At 47.3% G+C, this 15,858-nt stretch carries 13 protein-coding genes; 7 read left to right on the top strand and 6 right to left on the bottom strand.

Translation table 11 applies throughout. The annotated features are described in order from the left end of the window. Nucleotides 1-528, top strand: a 528-nt coding sequence (locus RMO52_RS14895) for a TCP-1/cpn60 chaperonin family protein (protein WP_310415629.1), incomplete at its 5' end; no start/stop codon positions are given. A gap of 239 nt (nt 529-767) precedes the next feature. On the opposite strand, the gene RMO52_RS14890 is transcribed toward RMO52_RS14895, so the two are convergent. From RMO52_RS14890 to nagA, 3 genes are all read right to left on the bottom strand, one after another. Beyond that, complete coding sequence (locus RMO52_RS14890) at nt 768-1,877, bottom strand: hybrid sensor histidine kinase/response regulator (protein WP_310415626.1); 1,110 nt, start codon at nt 1,875-1,877, stop codon at nt 768-770. A 564-nt stretch (nt 1,878-2,441) separates the two neighbouring features. After that, a complete protein-coding gene (locus RMO52_RS14885) occupies nt 2,442-2,612 on the bottom strand; it encodes a hypothetical protein (RefSeq protein ID WP_309737878.1) in 171 nt (56 codons plus the stop codon). 57 nt (nt 2,613-2,669) lie between these two features. After that, nucleotides 2,670-3,803, bottom strand: a complete 1,134-nt coding sequence (gene nagA, locus RMO52_RS14880) for an N-acetylglucosamine-6-phosphate deacetylase (RefSeq protein WP_310415623.1) — start codon at nt 3,801-3,803, stop codon at nt 2,670-2,672. 259 nt (nt 3,804-4,062) lie between these two features. Between nagA and RMO52_RS14875 the strand changes: the two genes are divergently transcribed. The 4 genes from RMO52_RS14875 (at nt 4,063) to RMO52_RS14860 (ending at nt 10,123) form a co-directional block, all read left to right on the top strand. Then, on the top strand, nt 4,063-5,643 hold the full coding sequence (locus RMO52_RS14875; protein ID WP_310415620.1) for an ammonium transporter: 1,581 nt from the start codon (nt 4,063-4,065) through the stop codon (nt 5,641-5,643). 166 nt (nt 5,644-5,809) lie between these two features. Next, nucleotides 5,810-6,328, top strand: coding sequence for a 5-(carboxyamino)imidazole ribonucleotide mutase (purE, locus tag RMO52_RS14870; RefSeq protein ID WP_309737871.1), 519 nt, complete (start codon nt 5,810-5,812; stop codon nt 6,326-6,328). A gap of 319 nt (nt 6,329-6,647) precedes the next feature. After that, the gene (locus tag RMO52_RS14865) at nt 6,648-8,414 is read left to right on the top strand and encodes an ammonium transporter (protein WP_310415617.1); all 1,767 of its coding nucleotides are present in this window, start codon (nt 6,648-6,650) and stop codon (nt 8,412-8,414) included. Between the two features lie 344 nt (nt 8,415-8,758). After that, nucleotides 8,759-10,123, top strand: a complete 1,365-nt coding sequence (locus RMO52_RS14860; RefSeq protein WP_396134998.1) for an ammonium transporter — start codon at nt 8,759-8,761, stop codon at nt 10,121-10,123. 134 nt (nt 10,124-10,257) lie between these two features. Here RMO52_RS14860 and RMO52_RS14855 read toward each other — a convergent pair whose 3' ends face one another. Both RMO52_RS14855 and RMO52_RS14850 read right to left on the bottom strand, forming a co-directional pair. Continuing rightward, the gene (locus tag RMO52_RS14855) at nt 10,258-10,992 is read right to left on the bottom strand and encodes a bifunctional sterol desaturase/short chain dehydrogenase (protein ID WP_310415614.1); all 735 of its coding nucleotides are present in this window, start codon (nt 10,990-10,992) and stop codon (nt 10,258-10,260) included. A 46-nt stretch (nt 10,993-11,038) separates the two neighbouring features. Beyond that, nucleotides 11,039-12,505 carry an aminotransferase class I/II-fold pyridoxal phosphate-dependent enzyme gene (locus RMO52_RS14850; RefSeq protein WP_396134997.1) on the bottom strand — a complete coding sequence of 489 codons (1,467 nt, stop codon included), beginning with the start codon at nt 12,503-12,505 and terminating at the stop codon, nt 11,039-11,041. 250 nt (nt 12,506-12,755) lie between these two features. On the opposite strand from RMO52_RS14850, the gene arsM reads away from it, so the two are divergent. After that, on the top strand, nt 12,756-13,724 hold the full coding sequence (gene arsM, locus RMO52_RS14845; RefSeq protein ID WP_310415608.1) for an arsenosugar biosynthesis arsenite methyltransferase ArsM: 969 nt from the start codon (nt 12,756-12,758) through the stop codon (nt 13,722-13,724). Nucleotides 13,725-13,967: 243 nt separating this feature from the next. Here arsM and asnS read toward each other — a convergent pair whose 3' ends face one another. Beyond that, entirely contained in the window at nt 13,968-15,359 is a 1,392-nt protein-coding gene (gene asnS, locus RMO52_RS14840) for an asparagine--tRNA ligase (RefSeq protein WP_310415606.1), read from the bottom strand. 114 nt (nt 15,360-15,473) lie between these two features. Between asnS and RMO52_RS14835 the strand changes: the two genes are divergently transcribed. After that, nucleotides 15,474-15,858: hypothetical protein (locus tag RMO52_RS14835; RefSeq protein ID WP_310415603.1), on the top strand; the 385-nt coding region annotated here is incomplete at its 3' end.

The following is a 15,858-nucleotide window of genomic DNA, read 5'->3' as shown; positions in this document are numbered from 1 at the left end:
GAAACCGAACTCAAAGATCGCAAACTGCGGATCGAAGATGCGCTCAATGCCACCAAAGCCGCCGTTGAAGAAGGGATCGTTGCTGGTGGCGGTACTACATTGATTCATTTAGCCGATAAAATCGCTGACTTTAAAGCGGGTTTTACCGATCGCGAAGAACGTATCGGTGCCGATATCATTGCTAAAGCACTCGAAGCACCACTGCGGCAGATCGCCAATAATGCTGGCGTCGAAGGCTCTGTCGTCGTCGAACAAGTTCGCGCTGCTGCTAGCAATATCGGCTACAACGCCGCGACGAATGTGTTTGAAGATCTACTCGTCGCCGGGATTGTCGATCCTGCGAAAGTAGTCCGTTCTTCACTCCAAAATGCCGTTTCGATCGCAGGCTTAGTCCTCACCACTGAGGCGCTAGTCGTCGAGAAACCCGAACCCAAATCCGCTGCACCTGATATGGGCGGTATGGGCGGTATGGGCGGTATGGGCGGCATGGGCGGCATGGGCGGCATGGGCGGCATGGGGATGATGTAGTCCTTAGTTCCAAGCGTAAAGCAAAGAGGAGGCGATCGAGAGGCGATCGTCTCCTCTTTGTTTTATAAGGTAATGGGTAATACCAAATCCGCTCTACAAAGACTTCTTTTGCGATCGAAATCCCTTGCCCTCACCCCGCCATTGCCTCCGGCTCTGGCTCCCCTCTCCCAAGCTTGGGAGAGGGGATGGGGGTGAGGGCAATATCTATGCTTCATACCCCAATTCAGCAACGCCCCAAATTAATTCACTTTCGCTGTACTTAGAGGCAGAGTTATATAAACAGTAGTCTCATTGTCATCATTAGTATCTACCGAAAAACCCCCATCATAGATATCCACGATCTTTTTGACAACTTTAAGACCCAAGCCTAATTCTCGATCGTCAGCATTAGCGCGATCGATCGGTCGATCGATTGGATAATCAGAGCGACCATCTCTAATCCACAGGTGAAATGACCGATCGATCGCGCGACCGTAAATTTCGATCGGCACTCCAGGCTCAGAAAACTTAAAAGCATTATCCAATAGTTCTTTAACGATTAATTCACAGTGCTTGTCAGTTGCTGCTACATTGGCAGGACTGAGATCGACGAGCAAGTCATTTTCGCGACTCAACCATTGAGCTTGGACGATCGAGATCTGCTCGACGATCGCTTTGAAATCACAAATTTCAGTGCTACTAGGGCTTTTTTTCTCGACGACAAAATCTAGATACGTCCAGAATTTATAAGTTGTTTTTTGGATATTACTTGCTGATTTATTAGCTAAATCTACTAAATAACGAACCTGATTTTTATTAAAACTTTCGAGATTGTCGCTGAGTTCGCCTAGTTGTTCTTGAATACTCGTTAGCGGTGTACTCAACTCAGTTACAAACCCGATCGCCAAATCACCAACCAATTCACCTAAATTATTTTCTAATGAAGTAATATTGTTTTGCTGAAGCCTGGATAATGATTCGATCCGATCGAACTGTTTTTTAGTTCGCATCATCGATCTGACTCGCGATCGGAGTTCGAGACCATCTACTGGTTTATTGATAAAATCATCCGCCCCAGCATCCAAACATAGCGCCAACACAGATTTCCCTGTCGCCGCTGTAATCACGATAATCGGAATCGATCGCCATTTTCGCATCAATCTCAATCGCTGACATACTGCCAATCCATCCATTCCCGACATCATCAAATCCAGCAGGATGACATCAGGACAAATTGTATCTACATTAGCAAGTGCTTCTTCGCCACTACTAGCATAATGTAGTTCGTATTTGTCACTTGCTAGCAGTGTTTCAATAACTTCAAAATTAGCTCGTTCGTCATCAATGACTAGAATTGAATGATTGTTCATAGCGATCGCATTACCCAAACTGCACCTATTATTTACCCATTTAGGGTAAATAAATTTTACTACGTTTTTGAGTAAATATACTATTTTTATTGCAGAAAGCTAGCGTATTTATTAATCTTCAAATTCCAAAACCGATAGTCAAAATAGACATCTAAAAATTTAGAATGTCGGCGATTTGTAGAGCGATCGATCGGCGAGATTCGTTGGCATAGCCTCTCTGCGCAGGCAGACGCTTCGCGTTGGCAACGCCTGCGCTTTGCGCTTACGGAACGAGAATCGAACTCAGTGGGGTGTTTAGTCGATCCGATCTTCAGATATCGACAGGACATGCAGCTACAAGTTATGTGGCTGTGGAACTTTGCTAACGGATAGTTTGAGGATACCCAAGATCGGCTTCAATCGATTCATTTTGCCCCAAATAAGCCAAGATCGGCAATCGACCAATCTCACTCATAAATCGAATCATCCCTAGATCCAGTCATCTGCGCTCATCTCGATGCCAATAGTCTGGCATAATCTGGCGGAAATAAACCATAACCCCCGATTGCATAACCATCATTGACTTCAATCAATACCGACGACTACATCCGATCGCTCCAAGTCTGGTAATCGCGGATCGTCCGATCGCTTGAAAAAGCAAGTTTTCCATCCCATTTTATGAAAGCCATCATAAGCGATCGCGCAATTTGCACTAGCAAATTCATCATCTTTATTCTTCAGAATATAAGCTTTCATGTTTTTAAAAAGACATCTATTTATGAACCTCAGCAGTAGAGCGGAAGTAGCCCAATGCTAATTATCGAGTCGATTCCATGTCAATTCATTATCTCGATCGATCTGCCAGCGCAGCAAGTTTGCCCTACGTCCGACATAACCACTGGTATCCCCGAGTGCCCGACGTGGCGCATTAGTTGCTAGATCGATCGCATTACTAACATCACAAATTCCCCATTTAACTAAGTTTTGGACGCCGACTAATAGCGATCGAGTCGTCCCTGAGAGCGTCCCATCTGCCAATCTTGCCGTACCATTAATTACTTCAATTTGGCGATCGTCCCAAGGATATTTCCCGTCGGGTAAACCTAACGGGGATAAAGCATCGCTGACTAAAAACAGTCCTTCGCTATACCTACCCGCTCGCACGAGTACCTTTAACATCGCTGGATGAACGTGCTGTCCGTCGGCGATAAATCCGCATTGAACTTGCGGATGAGTCAAGGCTGCACCTAACAAGCCCGGTTCCCGATGGTGCAATCCCGGCATCGCATTAAAAGCATGAGTCACCATCGATGCGCCGCTAGCGAATGCGCTCTGAGCCTGCTCGAAATTCGCCTGAGAGTGTCCCAAACTGACAATAATGCCCAAAGACCTCAGATAGGGGATAACCGAGCCTGTGCAGTCTAATTCTGGCGCCAGGGTAATTGCTTTGACTATCTCAGTATATTCACTTAGAATTTCTGTAATAAATTTAATATCCAATGGCAGCAAGTAAGCTTCGGGATGCGCGCCCCGTTTTTGGGGATTGAGAAATGGCCCTTCGAGGTGAACGCCAAGTATTTGCGCGGTATCGGGACGCTGATGAGCGATGAATTTGGTAAATACAGTCAGCGATCGATGGATATTCTCGATCGAAGTCGTGACGATCGTTGGTAAAAATCCGTCTACGCCTTGCTGCCACAAAAAGTCACAGATTTGTCCCAGCCGAGGCAAATCTGCCATTTGCACGTCGGGAAATGCCAATCCCAGTGCGCCATTAATTTGCAGATCGACCCCACCCAGCGAAATCCAGTCGCCCGCAGCGTCCACGATCGACAGATCGAGATCCACAAATCGATCGATTGCCACGATCTGCCGATCTCGAATGGCGATCTCCTGCAATCCGGCGGCTCCAGGTATCCGGGCGTTGGTAATTTTGTAATCGTTCATGGTGCTGACTCGGTAATGAGATCTCGGGATCGGTCGATCGTCAATATATCAATTTGTATCCTATCTGACTATTTTATCGATCTCGCCCAATGTTTAATTAGATCCACAAAAGTTGCTGGAGCCAAATCGACAATTTTCTCGATTCGATCGGGAGATCCAACGGTAGTTAATCTCGACCCAAGCTAACCGCGCTCACGATCGGCGTCTGTTTTAGAATACACAGTTTCTTCAATTTGTCAATTGAAATAGATAATTAGTTATGGTTTCAAAACTCAGCGCAAAACAACATAGATTTACAGAAAAAAGCTTCGATCGATTGCTTAGAAGGCTCCTGGCGATTAATTGGTATAGACAACTATCAGGCACTTGGCGCAATTGCTTGCCGATTGCCGCAGCAATTATCGTTTTTTGGAACTTCGCCGCAGTAGCCCAGAAAGCTCCACCAGACGCGATTAAAATGGCGGAAGAACTCAAAGTCAATCTCGACACGGCTTGGGTGACGATCGCCGCCATGCTAGTCATTTTTATGAATGCGGGTTTCTGCATGTTGGAAACTGGATTTTGCCGTGAGAAAAACGCAGTCAACGTCTTGGCAAAAAACCTGATCGTGTTCGCCCTCTCCAGCGTCGCTTTTTGGGTGATGGGATTTGGCTTGATGTTTAGCACAGGTAACGACTTCATCGGTACCGAAGGATTCTTCCTGACAGGCGCAGACAATAGTCCGGCAATGGGCGATGCTTACAAAGGCGCATTTACCGCGCTCAATTGGACGGGAGTACCTTTGAGTACTAAGTTCTTTTTTCAGCTAGCTTTTGCAGGTACGGCAGCGACGATCGTCTCTGGGGCAGTCGCCGAACGGATTAAATTTGCCTCGTTCCTGGTTTTTAGCTTGTTACTAGTCGCGATCGTTTATCCGATTACCGGACACTGGATCTGGGGCGGCGGTTGGTTGGCCGATATGGGATTTTATGATTTTGCTGGCTCCACTGTCGTTCACGCCGTTGGTGGCTGGTCGGCTTTGATTGGTGCGTGGATGCTAGGGGCAAGAATTGGTAAATACAATAGTGATGGTAGCGCCAATGCAATCCCCGGTCACAATATGAGTATTGCCACCTTGGGATGCTTGATTCTCTGGTTTGGCTGGTTTGGTTTCAACCCTGGTTCGACAATGGGTGTTTCAAGTGCGATCGGACACATTGCCGTGACGACAAATACTGCGGGGGCTTTCGGTGGGATTGCCGCGACGATCGTTGCTTGGGTAGTACTCGGCAAACCCGATCTCTCGATGATTATTAACGGAATTTTGGCTGGACTCGTGGCAGTAACTGCTTCCTGCGCTTGGATTAGCGTACCCTCAGCCGCAATTATCGGTACCATCGGCGGCATCTTGGTGGTCTTCGCAGTGAGCTTCTTCGATAAAATCAAGATTGACGATCCTGTCGGCGCAACTTCCGTGCATTTAATTAATGGGATCTGGGGGACTATAGCAGTAGGCTTGTTCAGTCAGGGCGATACATTTGGTGTGACCCCTGCGCCGAAACTTGGCACCTTTTTTGGTGGTGGTTTCGAGCAATTAGGTCATCAACTACTTGGGACGTTATCTGTCGGTGGCATAACTGTCGTGCTGTGTTTACTGTTCTGGGCAGTGCTAAAAGCGACCATGGGCATCAGAGTTACGCCAGAAGAGGAATACCAAGGACTGGATATCAGCGAACACGGGATGGAAGCATATCCCGGATCGTCGATTGGCGGCGGATCTGACTACAGCAAAGAGATCCACTCTGGGCGTAAATCTAGCCGTGGTAGTTCCCCATATCCTGAAGTAAGCGGTAATCTCTAAAGATCTCAGGACTAAATCTAGAAATTCAATCTAACAAAAAGACTAGGCTCATCCGCAGCCTAGTCTTTTTGTCTTTAAATATTTCCCCTATTCCCTATTCCCTATTCCCTACGCTAATACCATATGATGCTCATAGCTTTGAGTAATTACCCCGCAATTTCAAACTATGACATCTCCCCTCATCGGCATCATCATGGGTAGCGACTCCGACTTACCCACGATGACAGCCGCGATCGAAATTTGCGAGCAATTTGAGATCGCTCATGAAGTCGCGATCGTCTCAGCACATCGCACCCCCGAACGGATGGTCGAATACGCCCAAACTGCCCACCAGCGCGGCTTAAAAGTGATTATCGCGGGGGCGGGTGGAGCGGCGCATTTACCTGGGATGGTGGCGTCTTTGACCCCCTTACCAGTAATCGGCGTACCCGTACAAACTAAGACATTACAAGGCGTAGATTCACTGTACTCGATCGTCCAAATGCCCGCAGGTATCCCCGTTGCGACAGTAGCGATCGGTAATGCTACAAATGCTGGACTACTCGCCGTCCAAATCCTGGCAACACAAGACCCAAAGCTGTTAGCTCAAGTCATCTCCTATCGACAAAGCCTCAAAGAAATGGTGCTGGATAAACAAGCTAGGTTATCAGAAATCGGCTATCGCACTTACTTAAGCAAAGAGTAACGCGATCTGGGACTTCTCGATTGAAATGTAAGCAAGGATACATTTTTTCCAATCTAGCTTGCGTAATCTTGAGTTTATATAGCTTCAGCTAGCTTTTAGCAATGGTTTTCAGGTTTACCTGCGCGACTATAAATCGCAGTTTTACTTTTAGCCAGATTTTAGGCTAAGGGTCTCATGTCGATTCCAAATATCGATCGGCAATGGAGAACTTCAACATATATTTACTTGCCAACAGGTGCATTTTACCAGTTTATTTTCCCCGTCCTGCATCTAAATATCTTTACTAGTATCTGTTTTCCGCTTTTGGAGGCATAATTTAATGAAAGTCAGCAAAGGTAGATTTAGCGGTCGATCTTCTCGTCGATGCGGTTCTGCATCCAACTTTGGTTTAGTGAGTAGTAAAATACTCAAGCGCTCGATCGCCAATTGTGCGGGTTTATTGACAAAAGTCCGATCTGTGGCAACAAATTCCCAGCAAAATGTCAATTCGGGGTTAGAGCCATTACCAACTCACACCCGCAGCGGTCGCAGACTCGATAATTGGAGACGATTGGGTCAAAGATTACAAGATCCGGAATGGCGCAGGTATGGCTACCTGCTACTGTTCTCTAAATTCGTGGCGATTGTGGTGCTTGCTTTGGTAGCAATACCGATCGTCGCACACATTGTCGGATCGCCCGTGCTAGCCGCAGACCCAGTTATCAAAGCCAATGATATTGTCAATCCGATCAATACCTTGTGGACATTGCTCGCCGCATTCTTGGTATTTGGAATGCAGGCGGGATTTACGATGCTGGAGGCAGGATTCTCTCGTTCTCGCGAAACTGTCAACGTGTTGATGGAGTGTATCGTCGATACCTGTTTGTGCGGCATTCTGTTCTATGCGATCGGTTTTGCCTTTATGTTTAGTACTGGCAACGGGTTTATCGGCGGCAATTGGTTTTTCTTGCAAGGTGCGCCAGCAACTTATGGGTCTACAGGCGTTGCCTTCTTAGCGTACTGGCTATTTCAATTTGCCTTTGCCGATACCTGCTCGACGATTACTTCGGGAGCAATGCTCGGTCGGACGGGATTTGTCGGCGATCTGCTGTACAGTACTGGCGTTTCTGGCTTTATTTATCCAATTATCGGACATTGGGTCTGGGGGCCAGATGGATTTCTGGTATCGATGGGTAGTGAAAATAACTTTCTACCTTTTGTGGGTACTGGTTTTCGGGACTTTGCTGGATCGGCAGTCATTCATACCGTCGGCGGGATTATCGCGCTGGCAGGTGCGATCGTGCTGGGGCCGCGTCTCGGTCGGGTATTCAAGCGGGATGGCGGCGGCCCGATGCTGCCTCACGATCTGACGATCGCGGCAATCGGCGGTCTGATTTTGTGGTTTGGCTGGTATGGTTTTAACCCTGGCTCTACGCTGTCGGCGATGGATTTTCAGGGTACGGCGCGAGTTGCCGCCAATACTACCCTTGCCGCTTGCTCGGGTGGGCTGTCCGCCATGTTCGTTGGCTTTCCCAAGACCAAGAAATGGGATCTTAGCTATACCGTCAATGGTTTCCTGGCTGGATTGGTGTCGATTACCTGTCCATGCTATTGGGTAAATCCCACAGGTTCGATTCTCATCGGTGCCATCGGCGGCGCGATCGTGGTTTGGGGCATCGATTTACTAGAATGGCTGCGGATCGACGATCCGATCGGTGCAGTTCCCGTTCATGGCTTTTGTGGCATTTGGGGCACGTTAGCGCTCGGATTTTTTGCAACGGGTGAATTCGGCGCAACTGGGCCATTTGCCCCCGACAATTCAGCTCCAGTGCAAGGGCTACTCTATGGTGGTGGGATGCAGGTATTGACTGCCCAATTTATCGGTAGTGCGATCGTCACTCTTTCGGCTTTTTCGCTCGGAATGGCTTTAATGGCTGCCGTGAATCTGACTGGCACACTCCGGGTTTCCCAAGAGGGCGAATTAGAAGGCATCGACGTTCACGAACATGGGATACCAGCTTATCCTGAGTATGTCATCCAACCAACTGCTGCCGCGCAATCTTCCTACGAATCAGAAGGAACCAAGCGAAAATTCGGTACAGAATAAAGGTCTACTGAATATTTATTCGATCGATCCTATTAAAAGGCAGGGGTAGTTACTGATTACCCCTGCCTTTTATTTGTAGTAGTGACTTACCGCATAATTCAGCCGCCAATCTTAAAATTTTGTTGCGTTCTATCCGATCGATCTGGTGGTACTCGATAATGCTAAAGCTGAAGTTTAAGTAAATGTATTCTGCCATACAAAATTTTTGGTGCAAACACAAAATTGTCCCACAGCGATACATAATTCCTCTGATTCAAATACTCTGGTGTGAAAGGATAGAACGAGTGTTCAAAAAAATTCTGCTTGTATGTTTAATGGCTTTGTGGGTACTCAGTGGCCCCATGATGGGAAATGCGCTAGCAGATCCAGTGAAGACTCCCGCAATGGATCTAGATGGAATTAATACTGGCGATACCGCGTGGATGCTCGTGTCATCAGCATTGGTACTATTGATGACTCCCGGATTGGCATTTTTCTATGGCGGTTTGGTGCGTTCTAGGAACGTTCTCAATACCATGATGATGAGCCTAGTCTTGATGGCAGTAGTCGGTGTAACTTGGATTCTCTGGGGTTATAGTATTGCCTTTTCACCGGACGAGGTGATCCGAGCCGCAGATGGTACCATCAAGCAAATTAATACCAATCCGCTGTTTGGGAACTTAAATTGGTTTGGGTTAAACAATGTTGCCTTTGACAAACCCGACCCAGTTGGATATGCACCGACGATTCCCCACCAATTATTCATGGTGTATCAGATGATGTTTGCCATCATCACGCCAGCGCTGATTTCTGGTGCAATTGTCGAACGGATGAGCTTCAAAGCTTACTTCTGGTTTATTGTCATCTGGTCTTCAGTTCTTTATGCACCCTTAGCTCACATGGTCTGGGGCAAAGGTTATCTGGGTGCGACCCTCGGTGCGCTCGATTTTGCTGGCGGTACGGTAGTGCATATTAGCTCTGGTGTATCAGCCGTCGTCGCCGCTTGGATGATCGGCCCTCGCAGAACCTACCCCAATCAACCAGCAGCACCGCATAATGTGCCATATGTGCTGCTAGGGATCGGACTGTTGTTCTTCGGCTGGTTTGGATTTAACGGTGGTAGCGCTTTAGGTGCTAATGGTTTAGCGGTGGTTGCATTTGTCACTACTGCTGTTTCTAGCTGTGCTGGTGGCTTGATGTGGATGGTTTTAGAGTGGGTATTGCGGATGAAACCTACTGCGGTAGGGATTGCGAGTGGTTTCTTGGCTGGCTTGGTCGGTATTACACCTGCGGCTGGTTTTGTGACTCCTTTAGGTGCAATTTTGATTGGTTTAATTACTGCAACTTGCTGCTTTTTCGCAGTCAGTTTACGTGCCAAACTACAGTTTGATGACTCGCTCGATACCTTCCCCGTTCATGGTGTCGGTGGTACTGTCGGCGGTTTGCTAACTGGGATCTTTGCAACCAAATCTGTCAATGCCGCAGGTGCTGATGGTTTACTATTTGGTGGTGGCCCCGATTTATTAGTTAAGCAAATTATCGCGACGGTTATTACTTATGCGATCGCAGCGGCTGGTACCTTTATCATCATCAAAGTTCTGAGCTTGGTAATGGATCTCCGTGTCAAACCCGAAGCAGAATATCAAGGTTTGGATATCAACGAACATGGTGAAGAAGGCTACGGCGAAGAGTTCGCTGCTGGTCTAAGTTTGGCTGAAAAAGAAGGCTAACAAGTTAGTCTTTAGTCAAGTTTTGATGGCGCGCACAAACGACCATCATTCATAATTTCAGACTTAACAATTGAATTTAAACAAGAGTCACTGGTTGAATTCAACCAGCGACTTTTTTATTTTAAATCATCAATTCATACAATACGTTCGCTTTTGGTTAGCAACTTAAAATACCAATACTGAGCTAACTCTTTAATCGGAAACAGTAGATAAGTTAGCGGATTAATTGTGATAATAATATTCCGAAAACCTCGCTGGGCTAGAAAAATAATTGCCCGTGCGACCCAAGGGGCAGACATCACACCATATGGATTTAATTGACTTTTGAACGGGCCTAATACTAACTTCCTGATCGTGCAGGGCGAATCAAAACGTAAAAGTATAATCAGGTCGCCCAGAGTGCGTTTGGATAATTCGTACAACGGACTAAAAGCGGGATTTACTTCCGCTTCTGAAGTATTAATCCACAGTTCCTTGCTTTCTCGATCGCCCTCGCTCGTTACGGTACTCAAAAATAATTCGGCAATTCGGATTGTTGAAAAAGTATTGACTTCAAATGACTTATTAATTGCGGTAAAAGAGCGATCTCCGTAGACATTAACACCGTGATTGACAATCAAAATATCTACGGCTTGCAGGTGCGGCAATAATTCCGATTCTGCTCCCAACTGCCATAACAAACCAGTAACGCCCACTGGAAAAATCGTACTCGAATTAGTTGTAATAGCGATAACATTGGCACCTTGAATAGACAATTCCTCCACCAATCCTCGACCCAAAGCCCCAGAAGCGCCAGTAACTGCCACGACTTTGCCGATTAACGATCGGGTGCTATTAGTGTCGATCGATTGAGGTAGATTATCTGCCATAACTAAGCATTAATTTTATGGATTGAAGATTTCATCCTAGCGCGGATTAACAATCGATAATTGCGATTGTCGCTAGGGAAAGATCGCTACACCCGGCGATCTCACCCCCTAAATCTATTACCTGACGCAGGTAATCTAGGGCGGCGGTAGTAATAATTTCACCAGGGACGATCGTCGGAATGCCCGGTGGATACGGACAGATGGATTCAGCACTAATTTTACCGATCGCATCCTCGATCGAGACTTGCAGATGTGACGCTCTATTTGCTTGGCGCGGTGTCATTGCCATCGTCGTTAAAATACCATCCGGCGGCACGATTTCAGGTAATTCTAAATCACAAGTTTGACGATGATTTATGGCTAACTCACTAAATGCTGCCACTAATCGATCGATATCGGCTAGCGTATTCCCTATACTAATAATAAACGTTAAATGTCGCAGCGATGGCAATTCGGCAACGACGCCAAATTTGTCAGTTAAAATTTCATCAGCAGCAAAACCAGTCAGATTCAAACCCGTAACAGTCACTGTCAAGCGAGTCGGATCGAAATATTTACAGCCTGGAGTAGTGGGATTTAATCTGACTACTGTCAGTCCCTCAATTTGGGCGATCTGCGCTCTGGCTATCTTGGCAAGCTCGATCGTTTGGGACATCAATTCTTGCCCATGTAACGCCATTTGTTGACGCGCGGCATCGAGAGACGCTAATAGTAAATAACTCGGACTTGTAGTTTGGATCGATCGCAAAACTCGGCTGACTCGATCGCGATCGATGCGATTACTATTGACATGCAGCATCGCCGATTGTGTCAGCGCACCCAGTAACTTATGCGTCGATTGCACCGCCAGATCTGCGCCCAGAGTTAGTGCTGCTGGCGGTAAGTCAAGATGAAAGCCAAAATGCGCGCCATGCGCCTCATCGACTAGCAACGGCAAATCGTAACTGTGAACGATCTCCGCGATCGCCCCCAGATCGCCACCTGCGCCGTAATAAGTCGGATAGACCAACATCACACCCTTAGCATCGGGATGTCGCTCCAGCGCCAATTTAACTGCCGCTGGAGTAACGCTGTGGGTAATGTCCAAGGCTCGATCGTAAACTGGATCGATAAAAATCGGCATAGCACCCGCATGAATGACACCAGAAATCGCCGAAGAATGGATATTCCGAGGCAAAATAATCTTGTCACCATCCCCACAAGTTGCCAAAATTGCCGCGATGACTCCAGCCGTCGAACCATTCACCAAAAACCAAGTCTGCTGTGCGCCGAATGCAGATGCAGCTAGAGTTTGGGCTGACTCGATCGCGCCATCAGGTGCGTGGAGATTGTCCAATCCTGGCAACTCTGGCAAATCCCAGCCGAAAACATCAGCTCCCCACGGCTGTTTTAGCAGCGGATTCATCCCCGTCCCGCGCTTGTGTCCCGGCGTGTAAAATGGGGCGTGAGATTTATTTACCCACGCTTGCAGTGCATCGACGATCGGTGTTTGAGATTGGTTCAATTTGTTCATTGGTAGCGCAAAAATATTCCGATAGACTTCAAAAATATCTAAAATATCTATAGAACCCATTTGAGATCTTCTGTCTTGTCTCGCTTCTATGCGGAGGAAACCTCCGCAGAGCGAGCCGCTGTCTTGTCGGTTTCTTTATTCGGAGGGAACCTCCGTTGGCGAAGCCTCTCCGACAGGAGATATAAAACCGCCGCTAGTGGGGAGGGCGGGTTCGGGTTACATATACTTTAAAGGTCGAGATGATTATTTTATGGGTTATTTAGAGACTGCCGCTCAGTTCTATACTGAAGTCGCTCAAACGCCAGAAGTTGGCTTGTGCTGCGTGCAAAGTACGCCATTGCAACTGCCAGGACTGCACGTTCCCGACATCATGCAGGAGATGAATTATGGTTGCGGAAGTACCGTGCATCCAACGGAATTGGTAAACGAGCCGACGGTGTTGTATGTGGGCGTGGGTGGCGGCTTGGAGGCTCTCCAGTTTGCTTATTTTAGTCGGCGGGTGTCGGGGGTCATCGCGATCGATCCGGTGGCCCAGATGCGCGATGCGGCAGCGCACAATCTCAAATTAGCGGCTGAATCGAATGATTGGTTCGATCCGAGTTTTGTGGAAATTCGATCGGGTGATGCTTTTAATTTACCAGTGCCTGATGCGTCTGTAGATGTCGTCGCCCAGAATTGTTTATTTAATATCTTTGAACCCGCAGATCTCGATCGAGCGTTGGCCGAAGCTTATCGCGTACTCAAACCAGGTGGTAGACTGCAAATGAGCGATCCGATCGCGACTCGTCAGATCCCCTTACACTTGCAGCAGGACGAACGCTTGCGGGCGATGTGTCTCTCTGGAGCGATGACTTATGAGGAGTATACGCAGCGGATTATTGCTAATGGGTTCGGACAAATCGAAATTCGGGCGCGTCGTCCCTATCGATTATTGGATACAGCTAGTTATCAACTCGATAAGCATTTACTGTTAGAAAGTCTCGATTCGGTTGCTTTTAAAGTGCCGATTGCCGACGATGGTGCCTGCGTTTTTACTGGAAAAACGGCAATCTATTCAGGTAAAGAATCTATTTTTGACGATCGAGCCGGACATATCTTACCACGCGGTATTCCTGCTGCTGTCTGTGACAAGACAGCAGCCAAGCTATTCGATTTAATTCCTAATGAATGTATCATCACGCCATCAACTTGGCATTATCAAGGCGATGGCTGCTGTTAAATTAATTGAGAATTGAGAATTGAGAATTGAGAATTGCGGATGCTAAGCTGTGCCTCTGTCTCCCGACAGTTTGCGACTGAAATCACGCGGAGGTTCCCGACCCATGTGTTTCAGTCAAGACAGCGAAAAGTGCGTTCTTGGGGTTCCCCGGTCTTGTCGGTATTTTAATTCGGAGGGAACCTCCGAATAAAAAAGCGACGCATCGAACGGGAGGTTCCCTCCCGTTTGTGTGGTTCTACAAACCTAAAACTCTACCGTTAATGGGGCGCGGGGGAAGGGAATCACATCGCGGATATTAGTCATCCCCGTCATGAATTGCACCAACCGCTCAAATCCCAACCCAAAGCCAGCATGAGGAACGGTACCATAGCGGCGGAGATCTAGATACCACCAGTAATCGGCGGGATTTAAACCTTGGGCGATCAATCTGCGTTCCAGGATGTCGAGCCGTTCTTCCCGTTGGGAGCCGCCGATAATTTCACCGATTTTCGGAGCTAAAATATCCATCGCCGCGACGGTTTTACCATCGTCATTGAGCCGCATGTAAAACGCTTTGATTTCGACGGGATAGTCGGTGAGGATCACTGGCTTTTTAAAAACTTGTTCGGCTAAATAACGCTCGTGTTCGGATTGGAGATCGAGTCCCCAACTGACTGGATATTCAAATGTTTGACCCGACTTTTCGAGGAGTGCGATCGCATCGGTATATGTTAATCTCTCAAATTGATTATTAATAATATTCTCGGCTGTAGCTAAGACCGACTTATCGATCCGCTCGTTGAAAAACTCCATATCTGCTTGACAATTTTCCATCACATACTTGAAAATGTATTGGAGAAATGCTTCCGCGAGATTCATATCTTCTAACAGATCGCAAAATGCCATCTCCGGCTCGATCATCCAAAACTCAGCCAGGTGACGCGAAGTATTCGAGTTCTCCGCGCGAAAAGTCGGCCCAAACGTGTAAACGTTGCTAAATGCCATCGCCATCACTTCGGCTTCCAACTGACCGCTGACGGTCAAATACGCCGCCTTTCCGAAGAAATCTTGACTGTAGTCGATCTCCTTTTCTGGGGTGAGGGGGACATTCTTGAGATTGAGGGTAGTGACATTGAACATCTCCCCCGCACCTTCGCAGTCACTAGCACTAATAATCGGCGTATGTACCCACAAAAAGCCGCGCTCTTGAAAAAACTGATGCACTGCCGTCGCGCAGGCATTTCGGACTCTGAATACCGCGCTGAGGGTATTGGTACGCGATCGCAAGTGCCCGATCTCGCGTAAGAATTCAAAGGAGTGGCGTTTCTTCTGAAGGGGATACTTTTCGGGATCGGCTTCACCGTAAATCTGTACCTGAGCGGCTTTGACTTCTACGCGTTGTCCTTTGGCGGGCGACTCTACCAATTCGCCGACAATCTCGATCGAGGCACCCGTGTTAATCTGTTTGAGGATCGTGGCATAGTTGGGGACATCTTTGTCGATTACTACCTGGATATTTGCCATGCAGGAGCCATCATTGATATCGACAAAGGCAAATTCTTTAGCTTCCCGCTTACTCCGAATCCAGCCTCTTACAGTCACCGCATCTCCAGGATTTCCGCCCCGCAGGATGGTAGCAATATAGTTAGTAATCATCTTTAAGGTCGTGCTAGTACATCGATGTAGGTAAATCTCACTCTACTAGTCTGCCATATTCGACTAGCCAAGGTAGCACTTACATTTTGGGCATTACATTTTACTCATCCCGTTATGAATAATTTACAACGTCAATCGATCTTCATGCTAATTTTGGCTTTAGGTATGCAAACTGCCAATCCGAGCCGAGCGGTATCGCAGCCAAACGATCTGATGCAACTGGCGTCAGCAACACCAGGATTTCCTGACAAAATTATTGCTAGCAAGACTATAACTGGGTACTTTACTAATTTTGTTTGGGGCGATTATTTTTATGCTGTTATCGCGACCAATCGCGGAAATCAGACTTTTTTAGTAGATAGAGATGAAGATTGTTTTTTGGCTTATCATCAAAAGGTCAGATTAAAGATCCGCTACGATCGACTTCAACGCTACATTCCCCAGGCTGGCAGCTATCAACCGATCGATGTCATTAGAAACATCCAGACAAACCGCACGG

This window comes from Chamaesiphon sp. OTE_8_metabat_110, assembly GCF_031382685.1.
In the GTDB taxonomy this organism is placed as follows: domain Bacteria; phylum Cyanobacteriota; class Cyanobacteriia; order Cyanobacteriales; family Chamaesiphonaceae; genus Chamaesiphon.
This window is presented reverse-complemented; position numbering and strand designations above follow the sequence as displayed.

Excerpts from the sequence above, each read along its gene's own strand:
- RMO52_RS14890 (WP_310415626.1), bottom strand. The coding sequence starts at position 1,877 with ATGAACAATCATTCAATTCTAGTCATTGATGACGAACGAGCTAATTTT.
- RMO52_RS14885 (WP_309737878.1), bottom strand. The coding sequence starts at position 2,612 with ATGAAAGCTTATATTCTGAAGAATAAAGATGATGAATTTGCTAGTGCA.
- nagA (WP_310415623.1), bottom strand. The coding sequence starts at position 3,803 with ATGAACGATTACAAAATTACCAACGCCCGGATACCTGGAGCCGCCGGA.
- RMO52_RS14875 (WP_310415620.1), top strand. The coding sequence starts at position 4,063 with ATGGTTTCAAAACTCAGCGCAAAACAACATAGATTTACAGAAAAAAGC.
- purE (WP_309737871.1), top strand. The coding sequence starts at position 5,810 with ATGACATCTCCCCTCATCGGCATCATCATGGGTAGCGACTCCGACTTA.
- RMO52_RS14865 (WP_310415617.1), top strand. The coding sequence starts at position 6,648 with ATGAAAGTCAGCAAAGGTAGATTTAGCGGTCGATCTTCTCGTCGATGC.
- RMO52_RS14860 (WP_396134998.1), top strand. The coding sequence starts at position 8,759 with ATGGGAAATGCGCTAGCAGATCCAGTGAAGACTCCCGCAATGGATCTA.
- RMO52_RS14855 (WP_310415614.1), bottom strand. The coding sequence starts at position 10,992 with ATGGCAGATAATCTACCTCAATCGATCGACACTAATAGCACCCGATCG.
- RMO52_RS14850 (WP_396134997.1), bottom strand. The coding sequence starts at position 12,505 with ATGAACAAATTGAACCAATCTCAAACACCGATCGTCGATGCACTGCAA.
- arsM (WP_310415608.1), top strand. The coding sequence starts at position 12,756 with ATGGGTTATTTAGAGACTGCCGCTCAGTTCTATACTGAAGTCGCTCAA.
- asnS (WP_310415606.1), bottom strand. The coding sequence starts at position 15,359 with ATGATTACTAACTATATTGCTACCATCCTGCGGGGCGGAAATCCTGGA.